Annotated in this window: 22 protein-coding genes and 1 pseudogene; 11 read left to right on the top strand and 12 right to left on the bottom strand. The window is 72.7% G+C overall.

Annotated elements, in window-relative coordinates; translation table 11 throughout:
- Positions 1 to 175 precede the first annotated feature (175 nt).
- Positions 176 to 820: a ScbR family autoregulator-binding transcription factor gene (locus tag ACWGJO_RS28730; protein WP_452188110.1), complete on the top strand. Its 645-nt coding sequence runs from the start codon at positions 176 to 178 to the stop codon at positions 818 to 820.
- Between the two features lie 88 nt (positions 821 to 908).
- Here the strand turns inward: ACWGJO_RS28730 and ACWGJO_RS28725 are convergent, their stop codons facing one another.
- From ACWGJO_RS28725 to ACWGJO_RS28710, 4 genes are all read right to left on the bottom strand, one after another.
- Positions 909 to 1,520: a ScbR family autoregulator-binding transcription factor gene (locus ACWGJO_RS28725; RefSeq protein WP_452188108.1), complete on the bottom strand. Its 612-nt coding sequence runs from the start codon at positions 1,518 to 1,520 to the stop codon at positions 909 to 911.
- A 219-nt stretch (positions 1,521 to 1,739) separates the two neighbouring features.
- Positions 1,740 to 1,949 (bottom strand): acyl-CoA carboxylase epsilon subunit, encoded by a 210-nt coding sequence (locus ACWGJO_RS28720; protein WP_359902827.1) that lies wholly within the window; start codon positions 1,947 to 1,949, stop codon positions 1,740 to 1,742.
- Positions 1,950 to 2,053: 104 nt separating this feature from the next.
- Complete coding sequence (locus ACWGJO_RS28715) at positions 2,054 to 3,652, bottom strand: acyl-CoA carboxylase subunit beta (RefSeq protein WP_452188106.1); 1,599 nt, start codon at positions 3,650 to 3,652, stop codon at positions 2,054 to 2,056.
- Positions 3,653 to 4,104: 452 nt separating this feature from the next.
- A complete protein-coding gene (locus ACWGJO_RS28710; RefSeq protein ID WP_452188104.1) occupies positions 4,105 to 4,527 on the bottom strand; it encodes a PLD nuclease N-terminal domain-containing protein in 423 nt (140 codons plus the stop codon).
- 92 nt (positions 4,528 to 4,619) lie between these two features.
- Between ACWGJO_RS28710 and ACWGJO_RS28705 the strand changes: the two genes are divergently transcribed.
- The 3 genes and pseudogenes from ACWGJO_RS28705 (at position 4,620) to ACWGJO_RS28695 (ending at position 7,326) form a co-directional block, all read left to right on the top strand.
- Positions 4,620 to 6,077, top strand: a complete 1,458-nt coding sequence (locus ACWGJO_RS28705) for a menaquinone biosynthesis decarboxylase (RefSeq protein WP_452188101.1) — start codon at positions 4,620 to 4,622, stop codon at positions 6,075 to 6,077.
- Positions 6,074 to 6,970, top strand: coding sequence for a menaquinone biosynthesis prenyltransferase MqnP (gene mqnP, locus ACWGJO_RS28700; protein ID WP_452188099.1), 897 nt, complete (start codon positions 6,074 to 6,076; stop codon positions 6,968 to 6,970). The genes ACWGJO_RS28705 and mqnP overlap by 4 nt, the downstream gene beginning before the upstream one ends.
- 78 nt (positions 6,971 to 7,048) lie before the next feature.
- Positions 7,049 to 7,326 (top strand): annotated as a pseudogene (locus ACWGJO_RS28695) (type II toxin-antitoxin system prevent-host-death family antitoxin).
- Between the two features lie 23 nt (positions 7,327 to 7,349).
- On the opposite strand, the gene ACWGJO_RS28690 reads toward ACWGJO_RS28695, so the two are convergent.
- The 3 genes from ACWGJO_RS28690 to ACWGJO_RS28680 form a co-directional block, all read right to left on the bottom strand.
- Positions 7,350 to 8,144 (bottom strand): nucleoside-diphosphate sugar epimerase, encoded by a 795-nt coding sequence (locus tag ACWGJO_RS28690; RefSeq protein WP_452188097.1) that lies wholly within the window; start codon positions 8,142 to 8,144, stop codon positions 7,350 to 7,352.
- A gap of 120 nt (positions 8,145 to 8,264) precedes the next feature.
- Positions 8,265 to 9,020 (bottom strand): alpha/beta fold hydrolase, encoded by a 756-nt coding sequence (locus ACWGJO_RS28685; protein WP_452188095.1) that lies wholly within the window; start codon positions 9,018 to 9,020, stop codon positions 8,265 to 8,267.
- Between the two features lie 129 nt (positions 9,021 to 9,149).
- The gene (locus ACWGJO_RS28680; protein ID WP_452188093.1) at positions 9,150 to 10,376 is read right to left on the bottom strand and encodes an FAD-dependent oxidoreductase; all 1,227 of its coding nucleotides are present in this window, start codon (positions 10,374 to 10,376) and stop codon (positions 9,150 to 9,152) included.
- Between the two features lie 101 nt (positions 10,377 to 10,477).
- Between ACWGJO_RS28680 and ACWGJO_RS28675 the strand changes: the two genes are divergently transcribed.
- On the top strand, positions 10,478 to 11,287 hold the full coding sequence (locus tag ACWGJO_RS28675) for a TetR/AcrR family transcriptional regulator (RefSeq protein WP_452188091.1): 810 nt from the start codon (positions 10,478 to 10,480) through the stop codon (positions 11,285 to 11,287).
- Between the two features lie 55 nt (positions 11,288 to 11,342).
- Here the strand turns inward: ACWGJO_RS28675 and ACWGJO_RS28670 are convergent, their stop codons facing one another.
- The 5 genes from ACWGJO_RS28670 to ACWGJO_RS28650 all read right to left on the bottom strand — a co-directional run bounded on the left by ACWGJO_RS28670 (position 11,343) and on the right by ACWGJO_RS28650 (position 15,242).
- Positions 11,343 to 12,335: an ABC transporter permease subunit gene (locus ACWGJO_RS28670; protein WP_452188090.1), complete on the bottom strand. Its 993-nt coding sequence runs from the start codon at positions 12,333 to 12,335 to the stop codon at positions 11,343 to 11,345.
- Positions 12,332 to 13,216, bottom strand: a complete 885-nt coding sequence (locus ACWGJO_RS28665; protein ID WP_452188088.1) for an ABC transporter ATP-binding protein — start codon at positions 13,214 to 13,216, stop codon at positions 12,332 to 12,334. The genes ACWGJO_RS28670 and ACWGJO_RS28665 overlap by 4 nt, the downstream gene beginning before the upstream one ends.
- Positions 13,213 to 13,605 (bottom strand): GntR family transcriptional regulator, encoded by a 393-nt coding sequence (locus ACWGJO_RS28660; RefSeq protein ID WP_452188086.1) that lies wholly within the window; start codon positions 13,603 to 13,605, stop codon positions 13,213 to 13,215. The genes ACWGJO_RS28665 and ACWGJO_RS28660 overlap by 4 nt, the downstream gene beginning before the upstream one ends.
- A 109-nt stretch (positions 13,606 to 13,714) precedes the next feature.
- Positions 13,715 to 14,431 (bottom strand): MOSC domain-containing protein, encoded by a 717-nt coding sequence (locus ACWGJO_RS28655; RefSeq protein ID WP_452188084.1) that lies wholly within the window; start codon positions 14,429 to 14,431, stop codon positions 13,715 to 13,717.
- 67 nt (positions 14,432 to 14,498) lie between these two features.
- Positions 14,499 to 15,242: a cyclase family protein gene (locus ACWGJO_RS28650; RefSeq protein ID WP_452188082.1), complete on the bottom strand. Its 744-nt coding sequence runs from the start codon at positions 15,240 to 15,242 to the stop codon at positions 14,499 to 14,501.
- A gap of 91 nt (positions 15,243 to 15,333) precedes the next feature.
- Here ACWGJO_RS28650 and ACWGJO_RS28645 point away from each other — a divergent pair, with 91 nt between their 5' ends.
- From ACWGJO_RS28645 to ACWGJO_RS28620, 6 genes are all read left to right on the top strand, one after another.
- Positions 15,334 to 16,008: a UbiX family flavin prenyltransferase gene (locus tag ACWGJO_RS28645; protein WP_452188080.1), complete on the top strand. Its 675-nt coding sequence runs from the start codon at positions 15,334 to 15,336 to the stop codon at positions 16,006 to 16,008.
- Between the two features lie 119 nt (positions 16,009 to 16,127).
- Entirely contained in the window at positions 16,128 to 16,586 is a 459-nt protein-coding gene (locus ACWGJO_RS28640) for an Lrp/AsnC family transcriptional regulator (protein ID WP_030055719.1), read from the top strand.
- Between the two features lie 3 nt (positions 16,587 to 16,589).
- A complete protein-coding gene (locus ACWGJO_RS28635) occupies positions 16,590 to 17,552 on the top strand; it encodes a threonine ammonia-lyase (RefSeq protein ID WP_359902870.1) in 963 nt (320 codons plus the stop codon).
- Between the two features lie 52 nt (positions 17,553 to 17,604).
- Positions 17,605 to 18,768 carry an aminofutalosine synthase MqnE gene (gene mqnE, locus ACWGJO_RS28630; protein ID WP_359902873.1) on the top strand — a complete coding sequence of 388 codons (1,164 nt, stop codon included), beginning with the start codon at positions 17,605 to 17,607 and terminating at the stop codon, positions 18,766 to 18,768.
- Between the two features lie 127 nt (positions 18,769 to 18,895).
- On the top strand, positions 18,896 to 20,173 hold the full coding sequence (locus tag ACWGJO_RS28625; protein ID WP_452188078.1) for a L,D-transpeptidase family protein: 1,278 nt from the start codon (positions 18,896 to 18,898) through the stop codon (positions 20,171 to 20,173).
- Positions 20,174 to 20,295: 122 nt separating this feature from the next.
- Complete coding sequence (locus tag ACWGJO_RS28620; RefSeq protein ID WP_380542063.1) at positions 20,296 to 21,243, top strand: beta-ketoacyl-ACP synthase III; 948 nt, start codon at positions 20,296 to 20,298, stop codon at positions 21,241 to 21,243.
- Positions 21,244 to 21,369 lie beyond the last annotated feature (126 nt).

Here is a 21,369-nt window from a genome sequence, read left to right as displayed (position 1 = left end):
CATCGATGGGGGTCCGTCCCCGCTGGACGGCGGGGGCGAAGCAGGCGCTAGATTAGATACCAACCATGCGGTTTCGGAGGGTGCCGTCCGCATGCGAGCGCCGCCTCCGCAGGGGCCGCGCCGACAGCAGCCGGGTGGGGCGGGGATCGCGCCCGGCCGAGTCCGGAGGGGGCCAGTGGTCAAGCAGGAACGGGCTGGGCGGACCCGGCAGGCCGTACTGCTCGCCGCCGCGGAGACCTTCGCGCGCGTGGGCTTCGAGGCCGCCAGCCTGGTCGACATCAGCCGGCGGGCCGGGGTGAGCAAGGGGGCCCTCTACTTCCACTTCGTTTCCAAGCAGGCCCTCGCCGACGGGGTGCGCTGCGCCTCCGGACGGGAGGTCGGCTCGGCCGCGCTGCGCGCGCTGCGGGTCGACGGCCCGGCGCTCCAGGGCCTGATCGACTTCACGCACGAGCTGGCCCGGATGCTGCGCGAGGACGTGGTGGTGCGGGCGGGCGTCCGGCTCGGCCGGCCGGGGCCGCGCCGGGACGGTGCCCAGAAGGGGCCGGAGGGCCGGCCCGTTCCGGTGGCCCCCGACGTCGCCTGGCGCAGCCTCACAGCCGTCGTCCACCGGCTGCTGGACCGGGCCGCCGAGGCCGGCGAGCTGTGCCCCGGGGTGGACCGGCGGGCCGCCGCCGAACTGCTCACCGCGGTGGCGGCCGGCCAGGTGCTGCTCGCGGGCGAGCAGACCGGCCGGCCCGGGCCGGAGGCCGTGAGCAGGCTCTGGACGGCGGCGCTGCCGGCCCTGGTGGCGGCGGAGCGGCGGGAGGGCTACCGGGTCTGAGCCGGCCGCCGTGCCCGCCCCGCCCCGCCCCGCCCCGGCGGGGCGGGCGCGCCCGGTCGAGCCCGGCGGTCCGGCCGAGCCCGGCGGCTCAGGCGCGCTCGGCGACGCTCAGCCGGGCGAGCGCGTGCGGCTGGACCAGGCCAGGCAGCAGCAGCGTCCAGAGGTCGGACAGCCGCTGGACCAGGTCCTGCCGGTCGGCCAGCACCTGGGAGCTCAGCTGGATGCCGGTGACGGCCCCGGTGATCACCCCGGCGGCCGCGGTCAGGTCGACGCCCGGGTGGAGGTCGCCGGCCTCCCGGGCGAGCTCCAGCAGTTCGCGGACCGTGTCCATCCAGCCCTGGTAGGCCGCGAGCTGCGGCTGGGTGAAGCTGCCGTGCTCGATCGTCAGCCGGATGCTGCCGCGTACCAGCGGGTCGGTCTGGAGCGCGCGGGCGAAGGCGTAGCCGAGGTCGATCAGGTTCTGCACCGGGCTGTCCGAGGCCGGTGTCCAGCCGGAGATGAAGACGCCCTGTCCCTCGATGACGGCGAGCGCCAGCTCTTCCTTGGAGCGGAAGTGGAAGTACAGCGCGCCCTTGGTGACGCCGGCCCGGTCCAGGATCTCGGACATCGTGGCGGCGGCGTAGCCCCGCTCGTCGAACACCTCGGCCGCGGCGACGAGTACCGCCTGGCGGGTCGCCAGTGCGCGGGCCTGCCTGGCCATCGCAGCCTCCCTGGAGTGATCTGGTCTCGGCAGCGGCCGATCCTATGGGGGCGGACGGGGCGGCGGACGCATACCGTCCAGTAGGCATCCTACCGAGCCCTCCGCGGGCCCTTCCGGCCCCGGGCGACCGGGCGCGGCCGCTCCGGTGCGGCCCCGGGCAATGCCGGACGGCCGGTCACCCGGGCGGGGTGACCGGCCGTCGGCTCGGGCCGTGGGCCGTCAGGCGGCCTGCTGCCAGCTGAACGGCGAGTAGTACGCCGGGCGGCGCTCCAGGCGCTGCCAGTTGGCGATCGGCTCGATCGGCGCGGCGGCGGCGGCCTGTTGCGCGGCGGCGGCGCGCGCGGCGAGGACGGCGGTCAGGGCGGCGAGTTCCTCGTCGGTGAGACTGCCGCGGACGATGCGGACGAGGGGTTCGGCGGAAGCGGTCATGTCCTGGTTTCTCCCCCGGTTGCTGCGGTCTGAGGTGGGTGCCCGGTGCGTACGGGCGGTTGCTGCGGGGCGCGTGCGGTGCGCACGCGCGGCGGAGCGCGCCGCTACATCGGCGGGTTGCCGTGCTTGCGGCTGGGCAGGTCGGCGTGCTTGGTGCGGAGCATGGCCAGGGCGGAAGAGATCACCTGGCGGGTCTCGGCCGGGTCGATGACGTCGTCCACGAGGCCGCGCTCGGCCGCGTAGTACGGGTGCATCAGCTCGTTCTTGTATTCCTTGATCTTCTGGGCGCGCATGGCGTCCGGGTCCTCGGCGGCGTTGATCTCGCGCCGGAAGATGACGTTGGCCGCGCCCTCGGCGCCCATGACGGCGATCTCGTTGGTGGGCCAGGCGTAGGACAGGTCGGCGCCGATGGAGCGGGAGTCCATGACGATGTAGGCACCGCCGTAGGCCTTGCGCAGGATCAGCGAGATGCGCGGCACGGTGGCGTTGCAGTACGCGTACAGCAGCTTGGCGCCGTGCCGGATGATGCCGCCGTGCTCCTGGTCGACGCCGGGCAGGAAGCCGGGGACGTCGAGCAGGGTGACCAGCGGGATGTTGAAGGCGTCGCACATCTGGACGAAGCGGGCGGCCTTCTCGCTCGCGTTGATGTCCAGCACGCCGGCCAGCGACTGCGGCTGGTTGGCGATGATGCCGACGACGTGGCCGTCGATCCGGGCGAGCACGCAGAGCACGTTGGTGGCCCAGCGCTCGTGGACCTCCAGGTACTCGCCGTGGTCGACGATCTCCTCGATGACCTTGCGCATGTCGTACGGGCGGTTGCCGTCGGCGGGCACCAGGTCCAGCAGGCTGTCGTTGCGCCGCTCGACCGGGTCCTCGCTCATCACGGACGGCGGCATCTCGCGGTTGTTCTGCGGCAGCAGCGACAGGAGGTAGCGGACCTCCTCGATGCAGGACTGCTCGTCGTCGTAGATGAAGTGGGCGACACCGGAGACGCCGGCGTGCACGTCCGCACCGCCGAGGCCGTTCTGGGTGATCTTCTCGCCGGTCACCGCCTGGACCACGTCCGGGCCGGTGATGAACATCTGCGAGGTCTCGCGGACCATGAAGACGAAGTCGGTCAGCGCGGGGGAGTACGCGGCGCCGCCGGCGCACGGGCCGAGCATCACCGAGATCTGCGGGATGACGCCGGAGGCCTTGGTGTTGCGCTGGAAGATGCCGCCGTAGCCGGCCAGGGCGGTGACGCCCTCCTGGATGCGGGCGCCGGCGCCGTCGTTCAGCGAGACCAGCGGGGCGCCGGCCGCGATGGCCATGTCCATGATCTTGTGGATCTTCTGCGCGTGGGCCTCGCCCAGCGCGCCGCCGAAGATCCGGAAGTCGTGCGCGTACGTGAAGACGGTGCGCCCGTGGACGGTGCCCCAGCCGACGATCACGCCGTCGGTGTGCGGCTTCTTGGCCTCCAGGCCGAAGCCCTGGGCGCGGTGCCGGCGCAGCGGCTCGACCTCCTGGAAGGAGCCCTCGTCCAGCAGCAGCTCGATGCGCTCGCGAGCGGTCAGCTTGCCCTTGGCGTGCTGGGCCTCGGTGGCCTTGTCGCTGGGGCCGCGGCGGACCTTCTCGCGCAGCTCGTGCAGCTCGGCGACCCGCCCGCGGGCGTCGGCCGGGACCTCGGGGACGCCGTCGACCGGCGCCTCATGCACAACCGTCATCTCGAACCACTCCAAGGGTGAGGGAACTGTCCGACAGCCAACGTCTGCTGTGCCCCCGGCTGCGAATCACTTTCTTCACTTATGACTGTACGAGGGGCCGTGCGCTGGTTTCGGCGTCGATTCCGTACAAGGTCGGGTTCGTTTAGCTGTCAGGCCTGTACAGAAGCTGTCGGTTCGGTCACTGAGCGCTCGGTGTTCGGTTGGATACCGGGGGTTGTCGGACAGATGATGGTCCGATGATCTGAGCATGAAGAAAGGCGCAGGTCAGGGCCGTCTTCCAGTAATGTAGGCCGGTCCTCTTGGGCCCCGCTCAAGGTCCGCTCAAGCCCGGCGGGCAGGGGGGCGCCGTTCGGGTTAGGGGTTGCGCAGTCGTAGGGAAGCGCCAAAAATGCCGCAGCCCACCCCGCGCGGTGGGGGTGGGCTGTCCGAGCGAGCGGGCGGACCTGCGCCGATCAGCCCTTGCGGCCGTCCTCGGGCTCGTCGCCGTCGCGCAGCTCGCGCTCGCGGCGGCGCAGGTCGGCCTCCCACTGCTTGAGCATGTCCTCGTGGTCCTTGTTGCTCTTCTTCAACGAGGCGAGGAACTCGGGGTCGTCGTCCGGAGCCAGCGGGCGCCCGCCGCGCGGGGCGGGACGGCCCGGGCGGTCCTCGGCCGGGTGGCCCGGCCCGGCCCCGGCGGGCGCGGTCCGCAGGAAGCCGCGCTGCTTGCCCGCGATCAGCCAGGCGATCGGGCCCAGCGGCGGGAAGAGCAGCACGATCAGCACCCAGACCACCTTGGGCAGGTGCTTCACCTCGTCCTCGGGCGTGGTCAGGCAGTCCACGAACGCCCAGACCCAGAGCGCGAGCGGAAGGACGATGGTCAGAAGAATCCTCGGCACGGCTGGGATCTCCCCCCGGGCGACGGCGGCGGCGGGCGCCTTCCAGGGGCCCTTGACCGGGCCAGGCTATCGGGTGGCGGATACTGACAGGCATGGCATACGACGATCTCCGCTCGTTTCTCCGGGCCCTCGACCGCGAGGGCGACCTCAAGCGCATCAAGGCGGAGGTGGACCCGCACCTGGAGATCGGCGAGATCGTCGACCGGGTGCAGAAGGCCAAGGGCCCGGCCCTGCTCTTCGAGAACGTCAAGGGCTCGTCGATGCCGCTGGCGATGAACGTCTTCGGCACCGAGCGGCGGCTGGCCAAGGCGCTCGGTCTCAAGGGCCCGGACGACATCTCCGAGAAGATCGCCGGCCTGCTCAAGCCCGAGCTGCCGCAGGGCTTCACCGGCTTCCGGGACGCCTTCGGCAAGCTCGCCTCGATGGCGCACGTCCCGCCCCGGCACGTGAAGTCCGGTGACGCCCCGGTGCAGGAGGTCGTGCTCACCGGCGACGACGTCGACCTGGACGCGCTGCCCGCCCTGTTCACCTGGCCGCGGGACGGCGGGTCCTTCTTCAACCTGGGCCTGACCCATACCAAGGACCCGGACAGCGGCATCCGCAACCTGGGCCTCTACCGGCTCCAGCGGCACGACCGCCGCACCATCGGCATGCACTGGCAGATCCACAAGGACAGCCGCAACCACTACGCGGTGGCGGCCAAGCGGGGCGAGCGCCTCCCGGTCGCGATCGCCTTCGGCTGCCCGCCGGCCGTCACCTACGCGGCCACCGCGCCGCTGCCCGGGGACATCGACGAGTACCTCTTCGCGGGCTTCATCGCCGGGGAGCGGGTCCGGATGGTCGACTGCAAGACGGTGCCGCTCCAGGTCCCGGCCGACGCCGAGGTGGTCGTGGAGGGCTGGCTGGAGCCCGGCGAGATGCTGCCCGAGGGCCCGTTCGGCGACCACACCGGCTTCTACACCCCGCAGGAGCCGTTCCCGGCGCTGAAGATCGACTGCGTGACGATGCGCCGCCGCCCGATCCTCCAGTCCATCGTGGTCGGCCGCCCGCCGACGGAGGACGGCCCGCTGGGCAAGTTCACCGAGCGGTTCTTCCTGCCGCTGCTGAAGATCATCATCCCGGACATCGTCGACTACGACCTGCCCGAGGCCGGCGGCTTCCACAACTGCGTGATCGTCTCGATCGACAAGAAGTACCCCAAGCACGCCCAGAAGACGATGCACGCGATCTGGGGCGCGCACATGATGTCGCTGACCAAGCTGATCATCGTGGTGGACTCCGACTGCGACGTGCACGACTACCAGGAAGTCGCCTGGCGGGCCTTCGGCAACGTCGACTACAGCCGCGACCTCACCGTGGTCGAAGGCCCGGTCGACCACCTGGACCACGCCTCGTACCAGCAGTTCTGGGGCGGCAAGGCCGGCATCGACGCGACCCGCAAGCTGCCCGAGGAGGGCTACACCCGCGACGGCGGCTGGCCGGAGATGGTCTCCTCGGACCCGGCCACGGCCGAGCTGGTGTCGCGCCGCTGGAAGGAGTACGGACTGTGAGCACGGCCGCCGCCGAGACCCCCGGGCGCACCAAGGCGTTCCTGCGCCTGGTGGCGTTCGAGCACTCGGTCTTCGCGCTCCCGTTCGCGTACATCGCCGCGCTGACGGCCATGTTCCTGGCCGACGGGCGGGTGCACTGGGGCGAACTGTTCGTCGTCACGGTCTGCATGGTCGGGCTGCGGACCTTCGCCATGGCGGCGAACCGGATCATCGACCGCGAGATCGACGCCCGGAACCCGCGTACCGCCACGCGCGAACTCGTCACCGGCGCGGTGTCGTTGAGGACCGCGTACGTCGGCTCGGCCGTCGCGCTGGTGGTCTTCCTCGGCGCGGCCGCGATGCTCAACCCGCTCTGCCTGGCGCTCGCGCCGATCGCCGTGGTGCCGATGGTGGTCTACCCGTACGGCAAGCGGTTCACGAACTTCCCGCAGGCGATCCTCGGCCTGGCTCAGGCGATGGGGCCGGTCGGCGCCTGGCTGGCGGTGACGGGCAGTTGGTCCTGGGACGCGGTCGTCCTCGGTGCGGCGGTCGGCATCTGGATCGGCGGCTTCGACCTGATCTACGCCTGCCAGGACGTCGAGTCCGACCGCGAGAACGGGGTCCGCTCGGTGCCCGCGCGCTACGGCGTCCCGGCGGCCATCCGCGGCGCGCGGGTGTGCCACCTCCTGACCACCCTTCTGCTGGGCTGGTTCGGGTTCCTGACGGACGCCGGCGTGGCCTTCTGGCTCGGCCTCGTGGTCGTCGCGGGCGCGTTCGTCCACGAGCACACCATCGTGAAGCCGAACGACCTGTCCAGGCTCAACCGGGCGTTCTTCCAGACCAACAGCTTCGTGGGGATCTCGCTGTTCTTCTTCGCCCTGGTGGACCTGGCCGTCCGCGGCCTCGGGATCTGACGCCCGGGCTCATTCGACTTCCTGTACGAGATGTACATCTGGTGCGTTCGTGACATGAGTGAGCCTGTTGTCGAATCCATGGCCGAGGTGCGCAGTCACCTCGCGGACGTCATCGACCGGGCCCGCCGGGACGAGACGCCGACGATCATCACCCGCCGCGGGAAGCTGAGGCGGTGGTGATCGACATCGACGAGGGCGGCACGGACGCGTTCGACATCAAGCCGCTCCAGGGGCATCAGGGGCACTGGCGCCTCGGGGTCGGCGACCACCGCGTGGTGTACACGATCGAGGACGGCCGCCCGGTCGGGTGGGTGGTCGCCGTGGGCAACCGCCGCGACGTGTACGGGCGTCACTGAACCGCCGGGCCGGGCGGGTCGGTTCAGCGGAACAGGGCGGCGTGGTCCGTCGCCCAGGCGTGGAAGCTGCGGGCGGGGTGGCCGGTGACGTCCCGGACCGTGGTGGTGGCCGGTTCGGGGGCGGAGAGGCGGGCGTGGACGAGGTCCAGGGCGCCGTCGGCGGCGGCGGGGGCCCGGCCGGTGGCCGACAGCCGGCGGCGGGCGGTCTCGCGGGGGACCTCCTGCCAGGTGGCCGGGCGGCCCGCGGCCGCGCCGATGATCTCCACCTGCTCCGCCTGGGTGGGTGACTCCGGGCCGGTGAGGACGTACCGGGCCCCGTCGTGGCCGTCCTCGACCAGGGTGCGGACGGCGACCGCCGCGATGTCCCGCTCGTCCACCGGGTTCAGCCCGGCCGCGCCGCCGTAGCCCCGCACCACGCCCCCGGCCCTGATCTCCTCCGCCCACTGCAGCGCGGCGGCGAAGCCGTGCGCCCGCAGCACCGTGTGCCGTACCCCGCTGCCGGTGAGCAGCGCCTCGACCCCGCCCGCCGGCCGGTCGGGTCCGGCCGGTGACAGGAGCACCACCCGCCCGACCTCCCGGGCCAGCACGCCCACCGCCTCCGTGGCCCCGTCCGCCGTCGGGAACGGCCACCCCAGCAGGACGGCCCCGGCGCCCCGCACCGCCGCCTCCAGCGACGCCGGGGCGAGCAGGTCCCGCGGGGGCAGCGTCCGCACCCGTACTCCGGAGGCGGCGAGCTGCAGCCCGACGTGCCGTCCGACCGCCCCGGAGACGCCGATCACCAGCACCCGGGACGTGCCGTCAACTCGCTCATCTGTCATGCATCGAACGTAAGCGAGAAGGATGAGACGCCCAATGCGTGCGGGTCTAGGGTCCATGCGTCAGCGTCTACCCGGCGCGTTCACCCGGGTGCGCGCCGGCCCGGTGCGCCCAGCCCTGGCTCAGTTGTGCAGGAAGCCCTCCAGCGACACCGCCAGGGCCACCGGGGCCTCGTACATCGGGTAGTGCCCGCTGCCGCCGAGCTCCTCCAGCTCGGCGTTGGGGTAGTGGGCGAGGAAGGTTCCGCGCATCACCTCGGCGGTGAGGGCGAGGTCGTGCTCGCCGACGATCACCTTGACCGGCACCGGGTTGCCGTCGATCCGGTGCTGGAGGTCGGCCGTCGCCCAGTCGCGGACGTAGCCGCCGAAGGCCTCCGGGGTGGACAGCCGCAGGGACTGGTCGACCATGCGGTCGAGCCAGACCCGGCCGGCCCGCTGTCCGGTGACCAGGTCCAGGATGGCGAAGCGCTTCTCCCGGTCCTCGGCGGCGCCGTAGAACAGCGCCTCGCCCGCTTCGTCCAGGGGGTACGCCCCGGCCGGCACCGGGGCCAGGCCGACCAGCTTGCGCACCCGCAGCGGCGCCTCGGCGAGCACCTGCTGGGCCGCCTTGCCGCCCATCGAGTGGCCCACCAGCGAGAAGCGGTCCCAGCCGAGCTGGTCGGCCAGGGCGAGCGCGTCGGAGGCGATCTCGGCGAGGGTGTAGGCGCCGGGGACGTCCTTGCGCTGCCCGTAGCCGCGGTAGTCGAGGAAGGCGTAGCTGAAGGCGTCGCCGTCGAGGTAGTCGAGGAACGGGCCCCAGCCCTCGCTGGTGCCGAACCAGTCGTGCAGGACCAGGACGTGGTGGTCGCCGGTGCCGGTCGAGCGGTGAGGGATCGTCATGCCAACGGTCGTTCCCCGCGAACCGCCCGCCCGAACGGACGGTGCGCGGGGGACGGGCTGCCGCCGCTCGCCGAGAGGTCCTGGTGCCGGGCGGTGCCCCGCGCCGTGGGTCTCACCGGTCGAGTGACCTCAGGCGTCGCGCCGGGCGAAGGCCGGGGCGTGTTCGGGGAGCGGGCCGAAGGCGATCAGGCGGGACAGCAGCAGCGGGAAGCCGGGGACGTACCGGGCGAGCCGCACCAGCCGGGTGGGCGGGCCGGCCTGCCGGCCGGTGAGGACCGGCTCGAACATCACGTGGTGCAGGACCTGCTGCACCCCCTGCATGATCACGGTCGGCCGCCACCGGCGGTGCTGGACCCGGGCCAGGGCCGCCACGGTCGGGCGTCCGCGCCGCAGCGGTCCGGCGAGCAGGGTGGCGGCCGCGACGGCGTCCTGGATCGCGAGGTTGATGCCCACCCCGCCGGCCGGGGACATCGCGTGGGCGGCGTCGCCGATCAGCAGCAGCCCGTCCTGGTGCCAGCGGTTCAGCCGGTTGAGCCTGACGTCGAGCAGGTGGACGTCGTCGAGGCCGGCCAGCCGGTCGACCCGGTCGGCGTACTGGGGCAGCAGTTCGGCGATCCGGGCGCGGAACCGTTCGATGCCCTCGGCGCGCAGCTGCGGGTCGGCGCCCTTGGCGCGGAAGTAGGCGATCTGGAAGTAGTCGGCCCGGGCGAAGCTCAACGCCAGGTCGCCGCGGCCGAAGCCGGGGACGAGGGTGGGCGGCAGGGTCTGCTCGTGGGTGTGCCGGGGCAGCCGGAACCACCAGATGTCGAAGGGCACCGGGAACTCCTCGGGCACCAGGCCGGCCGCCCGGCGCAGGGTGGAGTGCCGGCCGTCGGCGGCGACGGTGAGGTCGGCGTGGAGCTCGCCCTCCTCGCCGTCCCGGGTGCGGTACCGGACGCCGGTCACCCGGCCGGCGCCGTCCCGGAGCAGGCCGGTCGCCTCGGTGTTCATTCGCAGGGTGAAGGCGGGTTCCCGCCCGGCCTCCTCGACCAGGAAGTTCAGCAGGTCCCACTGCGGGATCATGGCGATGTAGTTGTACGGGGGCCGCAGCCGCTCGTAGGCGCTCAGTGCGACGGGGCCGGCGTCGGGCGTCCGGACGACCAGGTTGCCGAGGCGGCTCTGCGGCAGGGCGGCGAACTTCCGGCCGAGGCCGAGTTCGTCCATCAGCCGCACGGTGGAGGCGTGGACGGTGTCGCCGCGGAAGTCGCGCAGGAAGTCCCGGTGCTTCTCCAGCACGGTCACCTCGACGCCGGCGCGTGCCAGCAGCAGGCCCAGCATCATTCCGGCCGGCCCGCCTCCGGAGATCACGACGCTCATGGCTCTCCCCTTTCAGTGCTCGATCGATCACTGTCCGTGTGGAACCTGCCTTTACAGAGTCTCTGGAACCGTTCCAGATGTCAAGCAGTACGATGCTCCACATGAAGGAGCTGGTGACGGCCGCCCTCACGGCGGCGAAGGAACGGGGCCAGGACGTCGCCGACGTCCCGCTGACGGCGATCGCCACGACGGCCGGGATCTCCCGCAGCACGCTGCTGCGCCGGCTCGGCGGCTCCAGGGCCGCGCTGGACGAGGCGGTCCGGGAGGCGGGGGTCGACCCGGGCGGACGGCCGCCGGTGCGCGAGCGCGCGATCGAGGCGGCGGCGCTGCTGGTGGCCGAGCGGGGCCTGGCCGGGGTCACCCTGGACGCGGTGGCGGACCGGGCGGACTGCTCGCTGCCCAGCCTGCACACCGTCTTCGAGGGGCGGGACGGCCTGCTCGCCGCCGTCTTCGAGCGGCACTCCGCGCTGCCCGGCCTGGAGGCCCTCGCCGCCGACCCGCCGGAGCGCCTGGAGGACACCGTCCGGGCGCTGCACACCACCTTCGTCGCGGCCTTCGCGCACGAGCCGCGGATCGTCCCGGCGGTCTTCGCCGACCTGCTCGGCCGGCCGGACGGCCCCGCCGCCCGGGTGATGGCCGCCAACCTGCCGCGGACGCTCGACAGCCTCGACCGGCTGCTGCGGCCGCACGTGCGGGCCGGCCGGCTGAGACCGCTGCCCACCCCGGTGCTGATCCAGCTGCTGCTCGGCCCGCTGCTCAACCACGTCCTGATGCGGCCGGTGCTGGAGCCCGCCCTGGGGGCCGGGCTGCCCTCGATGGACAAGATCGTCGACATCTTCGTCGACGCCTACCTGCGGGCGGTCGCCGTCCCCGCGGCAGCATCCGGGAGCGACGGCGACACCCCCCGATGAGGACCGTGATCGGCAGGCCGCGGCGCCCGGTCCGCGGCCACCCGGCCCACCCCGCCTAGGAGATCCGCCGGATCCGCCGCACCGCGAGGAACACCAGCAGCGCGGTCAGGGCGAGGAACAGCCCCGACTCGATCCCCTGGAAGGTCCAGAACCGGTCGGCGGGCTGGTACTCCATCGCGTTGGTGTACGGCCCGGCGCCGAAGCCGTGTTCGGCCATGTTCCTGGTGCAGTCGGCGGCCCCCGGGTCCGTGGCCGGCGGGCAGCCGATCTGCCCGTCGTGCAGCACGGTCTCGCCGGCGCCGTTGCGCACCACCTGGTCGAAGACCCAGTCCCCGGCATAGCGGTTGGGGAGCAGTCCGCTCTCCGCCGCGTACACGGCCGTCTTCGCCGGGAGGAGGTACGGGCGGACCGCCGTCTCGACCAGGACGCGCACCGCGGCGAACGCGGCGAGCGAGATCCCCATCGCGGGCAGCACCTTGCGGGCCGCCGTGCCGGTGTACACGCCGAGCGCCACCGCGAACAGGGTGTACGCGATCGGGGCGACGCCCTGGACGTCGAAGCTCAGGTAGCCCAGCCGGCCCTGGCCGGTGGCCGCGAAGGGGCCGAACCACCAGGCCACGCCCAGCGCGTACGCGACCGCGAGCAGCACCGCGGCGCCGCCCACCAGGCCGAACTTGGCGAGCACCCAGTGCCGCCGACTGATCCCCTGGGTCCACACCAGGCGGTGGGTGCCGTTCTCCACCTCGCGGGCGACCAGCGGCGCGCCGAAGAACAGTCCGACCAGCACCGGCAGCAGGACGAACAGGACGGCGACGTAGAGGAGTCCGCCGTACTGGTTCTGGAAGCGCTGGTTGAGGCCCTCGCAGCCGCCGGCCCCGGTCAGCAGGGTCTCGTGGCCGAGCTTGGCGAGGCAGGAGCCGAGGCCGCTGCGGTCGAGGGCGCCGCGCATCGCGAGGCCGGTGGGCACCATCACGGCGGCCAGCGCGGCCAGGGCGGCGAGCGTCCAGAACAGTTGCTTGCGGTGCTGGCGCCAGATCAGCCAGGTCATGCCGCCACCTCCGGGGAGAACCGGGTGTCGCCCGCGCCCAGGTAGGCGAGGACGAGGTCCTCCAGCGTCACCGGGTGGACGGTCCAGACGTTCTCGTCCACCGGCCCGTCGGTGCGCACCAGCAGGGTGGACTGGCGCTCGGTGTGGCTGGCCTGGATGACGGCGGTCACTCCCGGTACGGACTCCGTGCCGGTCCGGGGGCCGGTGATCCGGCAGTGCTCGGCGAGCAGGTCGTCCACCGCGCCCGTCAGTTGGACCTGTGCGGTGTTCAGGACGACCAGGTGGTCGCAGACCCGTTCCAGGTCGGCGAGCAGGTGCGAGGAGAGCAGCACGGTGGTGCCGCTCTCGGCGACGGCGCCCATCAGTTCCTGCATGAACGCGTGCCGGGCCAGGGGGTCGAGGGCGGCCACCGGTTCGTCCAGCAGCAGCAGTCGGGGCTGCTTGGCGAGCGCCAGGGCCAGTGCCACCTGGGCGCGTTGGCCGCCGGACAGCCGGCCGACCGGCTTGTCGAGGGGGATGCCGAGGCGGGTCAGCCGGTCGCGGGCGGGGGCGGCCTCCCAGTGGTGGTTGAGCTTGCCGCCCATGGTGATCAGCTCGTCCCCGGTGAAGTCCGGGTAGAGCGGGGTGTCCTGGGCGACGAATCCGATCCCGGCCAGCGCCGCGACGTCCTGCCGGGGGTCGCGGCCGAACACCCGGACCTCGCCGGCGTCCGGTTCGAGCAGTCCGACGGCCAGGTGCAGCAGGGTGGACTTGCCCGCCCCGTTCGGGCCGACCAGTGCGGCGATCCGTCCGGCCGGGAGCTGGAGCGAGCAGCCCTCCAGCGCCCAGGCCTTGCCGTACCGCTTGCCCAATTCGCGTGCTTCCAGAGCGACTTCCGTCATGTCTTCCCCCTGTTGAGTGTTGCCCGCATCGTGGTGTCGATCAGTGCGGCGATGTCCTCGTGGGCGAGCCCGGCGGTCTCGGCCTTGCGCAGCCAGGCCACCAGGTCCTCGCGCAACTCGGCCTGGTTGGCCAGCGCGGGGCCGGCCAGTGTGCCGACCAGGAAGGTCCCCACGCCGGGCCGGCCCTCGGCGAGTCCCTCCAACTCCAGTTCCCGGTAGGCCTTGAGGACGGTGTTGGGGTTGATCGCCAGGGCGCGCGCCACCTCGCGGACCTTCGGCAGCTGGTCGCCGGGCCGGGCCAGTCCGACCCGCAGGGCCTGCTTCACCTGGAGCACGAGCTGCATGTAGGTGGCGACCCGCGAGCGGCTGTCGAGGACGAACTCGATCACTCGTTGTTCTCCTGTCTTATGACAGTAAGACAGGATGGGCGAGCGAAGGTCAAGTCGTCAATCGGGGAAAGGTGTTGGCGATCAGTAGGTTGTACGCGAAAGGCCGCGGTCAGCCCAGGATCAGCCGGTCGCCGACCCGCAGGCGACCCGGGGTGGCGACCTCGGCGAGTGCGTCCAGCCGCCCGTCGTGGGCGTGCACGACGGTCTTGAGGATCTCGGGCGCGTGCGGAAGTCCGGGCTGCGGGGCACCCGTCATCGCGCAGCGCTCGCTGGAGGCGACGAAGGAGAGCCGGGCGCTGCCGGGGGCCTCGCCGGACGCCTGGCGGCCGAGCCAGGCGTCCTCGACGAACGGCGGGGTGCCGGGCGGGGTGCGCAGCACGATGTTGGGGCGGAACCGGCGCTCGTCGATCACGGCGAAGGGGACGGCCTCGCGGACCCAGTCCAGGGTGGCGGTGCTGAGCACGCTGACCGGCAGCCGGTCGAAGTGCGACACGGCGTCCTCGCGGGCGAGTTCGACGTCCTCGCGCTGGAGGTAGGCGCGCAGGAAGGCGTTCGGCCGGTCGACCGGGCGGCCGAGCGGATCGAACAGTTCGGGGCCGTCGATCCGGTGGCCGAGCCGGGCGGAGAGGCGGAGCAGGCCGTCCATCCGGCGGAAGCGGCGGGTGTTCTTGCCCGAGCCGAGCTTCCCGGCCGTGTCGCGGACGGCGTAGAGGCGGTCGCCGGCCAGGCCGCGTCCGTCCACCTCGACGGAGTCGAGCCGCTCGCCGCCGGTGGACTTCACGGGGTAGCGCCAGAGTCGCTCGATCACTCCGATGATCTCAGCCATGGCCGGAAAGCGTACTGGCGTTGACGGGGGATGGTCTAGACCAAGTCCCGGGAGTCCACTGGCCGGTTCAGCCCAGCCGGGCCACCGCCCGCACGGGTGCGCCGTCCGCCGCGACCAGCCGCAGCGGGAACAGCGAGACCTCCACCGGCAGGCCGGCCTCCTGGGCCGCCAGCAGCGGCCGCAGGTCGGTCAGGTTCTCGGCGATCACCCCGCCGCCGGACGCCCCCAGCAGCACCCGGTGGGCGGCCAGCGTGGGCTCCTCGGCGGTGCCGTGGTCGTGCTCGTCGGTGAGGTCGGCGAGCAGGGCGGCCACCGTGGGATCGCCCGGGCCCGGGTCGGGGGTCGGGTCGACGCTGAGCGCGTCCACCCCGACCGTCCGCACCCCGGCGGCGACGATCGCCGCGGCGGCGGCGGGGGTCAGGCTGGGGTGGGCGAGGTAGGCGTCGGTGCCCCAGTGCCGGGCCCAGCCGGTGGCCAGCAGCAGGACGGTTCCCTCGGCGGCCCGCTCCAGCGCGGGCGCCAGCAGCTCGGGGGTGACGGCCGTCCGGGGCTCCAGCCCGCGCAGGTCGGCGACCACGGCCGGGCCGGTGAACCGCTCCAGCGGCAGCCCGTCCAGGGTCGGCCAGGTGACGTCCACGTGGTACGGCGCGTCCACGTGCGTCCCGGACTGCGAGCCGAGGTGCAGGGCCAGCACGTTCACCCCGGCGGTGGCGGTGGTGAGCGCGGGCTCCAGCAGGACGGCCGGGTCGCCGGGGTAGACGGGCATCGCGGTGGTCACCTGATGGGTGAGGTCGACGAGGGTCGCTGCCATGCGGCCCATCCTTCCAGGGGTCGGGGCTCCTGGCCCCCCTCCCGGCCGGCCCGGGCCGAACGCGCAGGTCGAGGCGGGTCAGAATTGCCCCATGGGAACTGCGAAGCGTCAGCCGTGGGTGGTCGGGGTCTCGGGTGCGTCGGGGACGCCGTACGCGGCCTCGGTGATCCGCGCGCTGCTGGCCGCCGGCGAGGCGGTGGACCTGATCGTCAGCCGCGCCGCCCGGCTCACCATCCTGGACGAGACCGGCATCTCCTTCCGGGACGCCCACTGGCGCGCCGACCTGGCCGCCTGGCTCGGGAGCGACCAGGGCCTGGACGACGTCCGCTACTGGCCCGCCGGGGACTTCGCGGCCGGCCCGTCCAGCGGCTCCTACCCGGCCAAGGGCATGCTCGTGGTGCCCGCGACCACCGGCGCGGTGGCCGGGATCGCCCTCGGCCTGAGCAAGGACCTGCTGCAGCGCGTGGCCAGCGTCACCCTCAAGGAGCGCCGCCCGCTCGTCGTCTGCGTGCGCGAGACACCACTCAACGGGGTGACGTTGAAGCACTTGGTGGAGCTCGACGCGCAGGGGGCGGTCGTCCTGCCCGCTTCGCCCGGTTTCTACGCCGGCGGCTCCACCGTGCGCGAGCTCGTGGATTTCGTGGCCGGGCGGGTGCTGGACGCCGTCGACGTGCCGCATTCCCTGTACCTGCGCTGGGAAGGGGAGTTGGGCGCGGCCGCCCGCAGGACGGCCGGCGGCGACGGCGCTCCGGCTGAGGGGGAGTAAGGAGACCGGGGGCGGGAGAGTATCTTCTCTGCGATATCCGGGTCGGTCGGCGCAGGGCGCCTTTGAATCCGGATAATGATCTGTGGGTCTGGCGAGGTTCGGAAGGACGCGGACGGTATATGGACACGGTGGACAGACAGCTCATCCAGGCGCTCCGGGAGAACGGCCGCGCGTCCTACGCCGAGTTGGGCCGCCTGGTCGGGCTCTCCGGCCCGAGCGTCACGGACCGGATCAACCGCCTGGAGCAGGCCGGGGTCATCACCGGCTACCGGGCGACGGTCAACCCGGCCTCGCTCGGCTTCGGCGTGACGGCCCTGATCGGCCTTCAGCTCACCGACGCCGCGGACCACGAGGACGTGGCGTTCCGGCTGAAGGACCTCAACGAGGTCGAGGACTGCTGGTTCATCGCCGGTGACGACTCGTACATGCTGAAGGTCCGGGTGGCCGACGTGGCCGGCCTGGAATCGGTGGTCAAGCGGATCTCGGGCACGAAGGGCGTGGCCCGAACCCGCACCACCGTCGTACTCTCCACGAAGTGGGAAAACCGGGTGAGTGAACTTCCTCCCGTAGGAGAGTGACGCATGGCGCTGGTCGGTCTGGAGGAGCTGCGGGCGGCTCGGCAGCGGATCGCGGGGGTCGCCGTGCGCACCCCACTGGTTCCCGCCCCCTGGGCGGCCGAGGGGGAACGGCGGCTCTGGCTGAAGCCCGAGAACCTCCAGCCGACCGGGGCGTTCAAGACCCGCGGCGCCTACAACCGGCTGGCCGCGCTCACCGAGGACGAGCGCGCCCGGGGCGTGGTCGCCCAGTCCAGCGGCAACCACGCGCAGGCGGTGGCGTACGCGGCCCGGACGCTCGGCATCAAGGCCGTGATCGTGATGCCGGACACCTCGCCCGCGGTGAAGGTGGAGGCCACCCGCTCGTTCGGCGCCGAGGTGATCCTGGTCGCGCCGGAGGAGCGGGACACCCTGCCCGCCGAGCTGGCCGGGAAGCACGGCTACGTCTGGGTCCCGCCGTACGACGACCCGTTCATCATCGCGGGCCAGGGCACGGTCGGCCTGGAGATCGCCGAGGACGCCCCGGCCGAGCTGGACACCGTCCTGGTGCCGGTCAGCGGCGGCGGCCTGATCGGCGGGACGGCGGCCGCGCTCAAGCTCACCCGCCCCGGCATCCGGGTGATCGGCGTGGAGCCCGAGCTGGCCGCCGACGCCCGGGCCAGCCTGCGGGCCGGCCGCCGGGTCGAGTGGCCGGTCGCCGACACTTACCGGACCATCGCGGACGGGCTGCGCACCCCGTCGCTCGGCGTGCTGCCGTTCGAGCACGTCACCGCCTACGTGGACGACATCGTCACCGTCACCGAGGACGAGATCCGCGCCACCGTGGCCGTGCTGGCCCGCCGCGGCCGACTGGTCGCCGAGCCCTCCGGGGCGGTCGCCCCGGCCGCCTACTTCCACCGCGCCGCCGAGACCGGGGGCCAGGCGGTGGCGGCCGTGGTCAGCGGCGGCAACATCGACCCGACACTGCTCGCCGAGCTGCTCTCGGCATAGGCGTACGCTCATTCCGGCAAGGAATCGAATGTCGGAGGAGGCGGGTCACCGCATGGACGCAGGGCTCAAGCGCGAGCTGGAGGCGAAGGTCTACGCGGGTGAGCGGCTGACCCGCGAGGACGGGATCGCGCTCTACGAGAGCGACGACCTGGCCTGGCTGGGCGGGCTGGCCCACCACGTGCGGACGCGGAAGAACGGCGACGTCGTCCACTTCAACGTCAACCGCCACCTCAACATGACCAACGTGTGCAACGCGTCCTGCGCGTACTGCTCGTTCCAGCGCAAGCCGGGCGAGAAGGACGCGTACACGATGCGCATCGAGGAGGCCGTCCGCCTCGCCAAGGCGATGGAGGTCGAGTCCCTCACCGAGCTGCACATCGTGAACGGCCTGCACCCGACCCTGCCGTGGCGCTACTACCCGCGCTCGCTGCGGGAGCTGAAGGCGGCGCTGCCGAACGTCTCGCTGAAGGCCTTCACCGCCACCGAGATCCACTGGTTCGAGAAGATCAGCGGCCTGTCCGCCGACGAGATCATGGACGAGCTGATCGACGCCGGCCTGGAGTCGCTGACCGGCGGCGGCGCGGAGATCTTCGACTGGGAGGTCCGCCAGCACATCGTCGACCACGACACCCACTGGGAGGACTGGTCGCGGATCCACCGCCTCGCGCACAGCAAGGGCCTCAAGACGCCGGCCACCATGCTGTACGGCCACATCGAGGAGCCCCGTCACCGGGTGGACCACGTGCTGCGGCTGCGCGAGCTCCAGGACGAGACCGGCGGCTTCCAGGTCTTCATCCCGCTGCGCTACCAGCACGACTTCCACGACTCCAAGGACGGCGTCGTGCGCAACAAGCTGATGGCCCGCACCGAGATGGCCACCGGCGCCGAGGCGCTGAAGACCTTCGCGGTCTCCCGGCTGCTCTTCGACAACGTCCCGCACGTCAAGGTCTTCTGGGTGATGCACGGCGTCGCCACCGCCCAGCTGGCGCTCAGCCACGGCGCGGACGACATGGACGGTTCGGTGGTCGAGTACAAGATCACCCACGACGCGGACAACTTCGGCACCCCGAACAAGCTCGGCCGCGACGACCTGCTCGGGCTGATCCGCGACGCCGGCTTCCGCCCGGTGGAGCGCAACACCCGCTACGAGGTCATCCGCGAGTACGACGGCCCGGACCCGATGCGCCGTGAGTCCCCGCAGGCGATGCGCCTCTGACCGCGTTCCGGTCCTCGAAGTCCTCCGCCGCCCAGGCCGTCCGTCGGCCCGGGCGGCGGTTGTCTTCACGGCCTCCGCACGGGGCCCGGGTTTACCAACGGGTACGGCGTTTGGCAGGATCGACGGCATGTCCGGTTCTGATCGCGCCACCGCGTACCCGCCGCACCAGCCGACGCAGGAGCCGGTCGACCTGATGCCGCAGCAGCAGTACGAGAGCTTCCAGCCGTACCAGCAGCCGGTTCGGCAGGACTCCTCCTACGGCCAGTACCAGCCGTACGAGCAGGCCCCTGACGGGTACTACGAGGCGTACCGGCAGCCGTTCCAGGCGTACGAGGCCGAACCCGTCCAGTACCCGGCCGAGCCCGGCTACGAGGCCGAGTCCGTCTACCGGGCCGAGCCCGTTCACGGAGCCGTGCCGGAGGCCCGCTACGAGCCCGTGCCCGACGCCCGCTACGAGCCCGTCCACGAACCCGCGCCCGAGGCCCGCTACGAGGCCGCGCCCGTGGTGCTCGCCGCCGCGCCCGTGGCGGGTGGCCGGACGGCCGCGCGGGGACGGCGGCGCAAGGCCAAGCAGAAACGTCACGGCAAGGCCGTGATGGCCGGCACCGCGCTGCTGGTCGCCGCCACCGCCGGCTGGTACGCCGTCGGCCAGGACGGCGCCAAGCCCGGCATCACCGCCGCCGACGGCCCCGGGCCGGAGGGCGTCAGCAAGCCCGACCGGCCCGGCCCGGCCCCCGCGGCCGCCCAGGCCGCCTCCGACCGGCAGGCCGCAGCCCCGGCCGCCGACCGCAGCCAGACCCGTACGGACGGCTCGGTCGCCGCGATACCCGGCCTCGGCGCGAAGTTCACCGCGCAGATACCCGCCGAGACCACCCAGGTCGTGGTCGCCTCCGGCCAGGACAAGAACACCGACAAGAACGCCGTCACCCTCTGGACCCGCACCTCCGAGGGCCGCTGGCTGGCCGGCGAGACCTGGCAGGGCCACAACGGCAAGAACGGCTGGACCACCGACCACAACGAGGGCGACCTGCGCAGCCCGATCGGTGTGTTCAACCTCACCGACGCGGGCGGCCGCAAGGCGGACCCGGGCAGCAAGCTCCCGTACGACAAGGACCCGAGCTTCGTCGTCTCCGGCACGGGCTTCTTCGGGGACCAGCTGGCCGGCTCCTTCGACTACGTGGTCGCGATCAACTACAACCGCGTCCCCGGCAACTCCCCGCTCGACACGCGCCGCCCGATGGGCTCCAAGAAGGGCGGCGGCATCTGGCTCCACGTGGACCACGACGGGCCGACCCACGGCTGCGTGTCGATCCCCGAGGACAAGATGGCCCAGCTGATCCGCACCCTGGACCCGGCGGCCCACCCGGTCATCGTGATGGGCGACACCGCCGCGCTGGCCGCCTGACCTCGGCGTACGCGGAACCCGGGCCCCCCAAGGCCCCTTGTCCACCTCCTACAGATCGAGGGGGCGGATCCTGTCGCCGGTCATACCATGCTGACCAGCGGGTAACCCGGTTCCATGGCAGTATGAGCGGTTCTCGCATTGTGGCACTCGGGCACTACCAGCCCCCCAAGGTCCTCTCCAACGCCGACCTGGCGGGGCTCGTCGACACCGACGACGAGTGGATCCGCACCCGTGTGGGCATCCGCACCCGGCACATCGCCGAGGAGGAGAGCCTGGTCGACCTCGCCACCGAGGCCGCGCAGAAGGCCCTCGCCAACAGCGGCCGGACCGCCGCGGAGATCGACCTCGTCGTGGTCGCCACCTGCACCGCGATCGAGCGCAGCCCCAACACCGCCGCCGCGGTGGCCGCCCGCCTGGGCGTGCGCTCGCCCGCCGCGTACGACATCAACACGGTCTGCTCCGGCTTCTCGTACGCCCTGGCCACCGCCGACCACGCGATCCGGGCCGGCTCGGCCCGCCGCGCCCTGGTGATCGGCGCCGAGCGGATGTCCGACACGCTCGACTGGACCGACCGCTCCACCTGCGTGATCTTCGGCGACGGCGCCGGCGCCGCGGTGATCGAGGCCCAGGAGGAGGGCGGCGAGCCCGGCATCGGGCCGGTGGTCTGGGGCTCCGAGCCGGAGCGGGGCGACGCCGTGGTGATCACCGGCTGGGACCCGGTGATCAGCCAGCAGGGCCAGGCGGTCTTCCGCTGGGCCACCACCCAGCTCGCCCCGCTGGCCCGCCAGGCCTGCGAGCGGGCCGGGATCGACCCGTCCGAGCTCAAGGGCTTCGTCCCGCACCAGGCCAATCTGCGGATCATCGACACGATCGCCCGCAAGCTGGGGCTCGGCGAGGACGCGGTGGTGGCCCGGGACGTGGTCCACTCGGGCAACACCTCGGCCGCCTCCATCCCGCTGGCCTTCTCCAAGCTGGTCGAGCGCGGCGAGCTCTCGCCCGGCGACCCGGTCCTGCTCTTCGGCTTCGGCGGGGGCCTGGCCTACGCCGGCCAGGTCGTGCGCTGCCCCTGACCCCACGGCGCCGCACGGCCCCCTGAACGGCTCCGCAAGGGCCCCGGAACGGCACCACGACGCCGTCCCGGGGCCGCACCCCGTCCGAACCCCGGACATGCCGGTGGGCGGGCACCCTGTCCCGGG

The sequence above is a fragment of the Kitasatospora sp. NPDC054795 genome, assembly GCF_053611565.1.
Note: the sequence above shows the minus strand (reverse complement) of the source record. Positions and strands in the feature narration are given on the sequence as shown.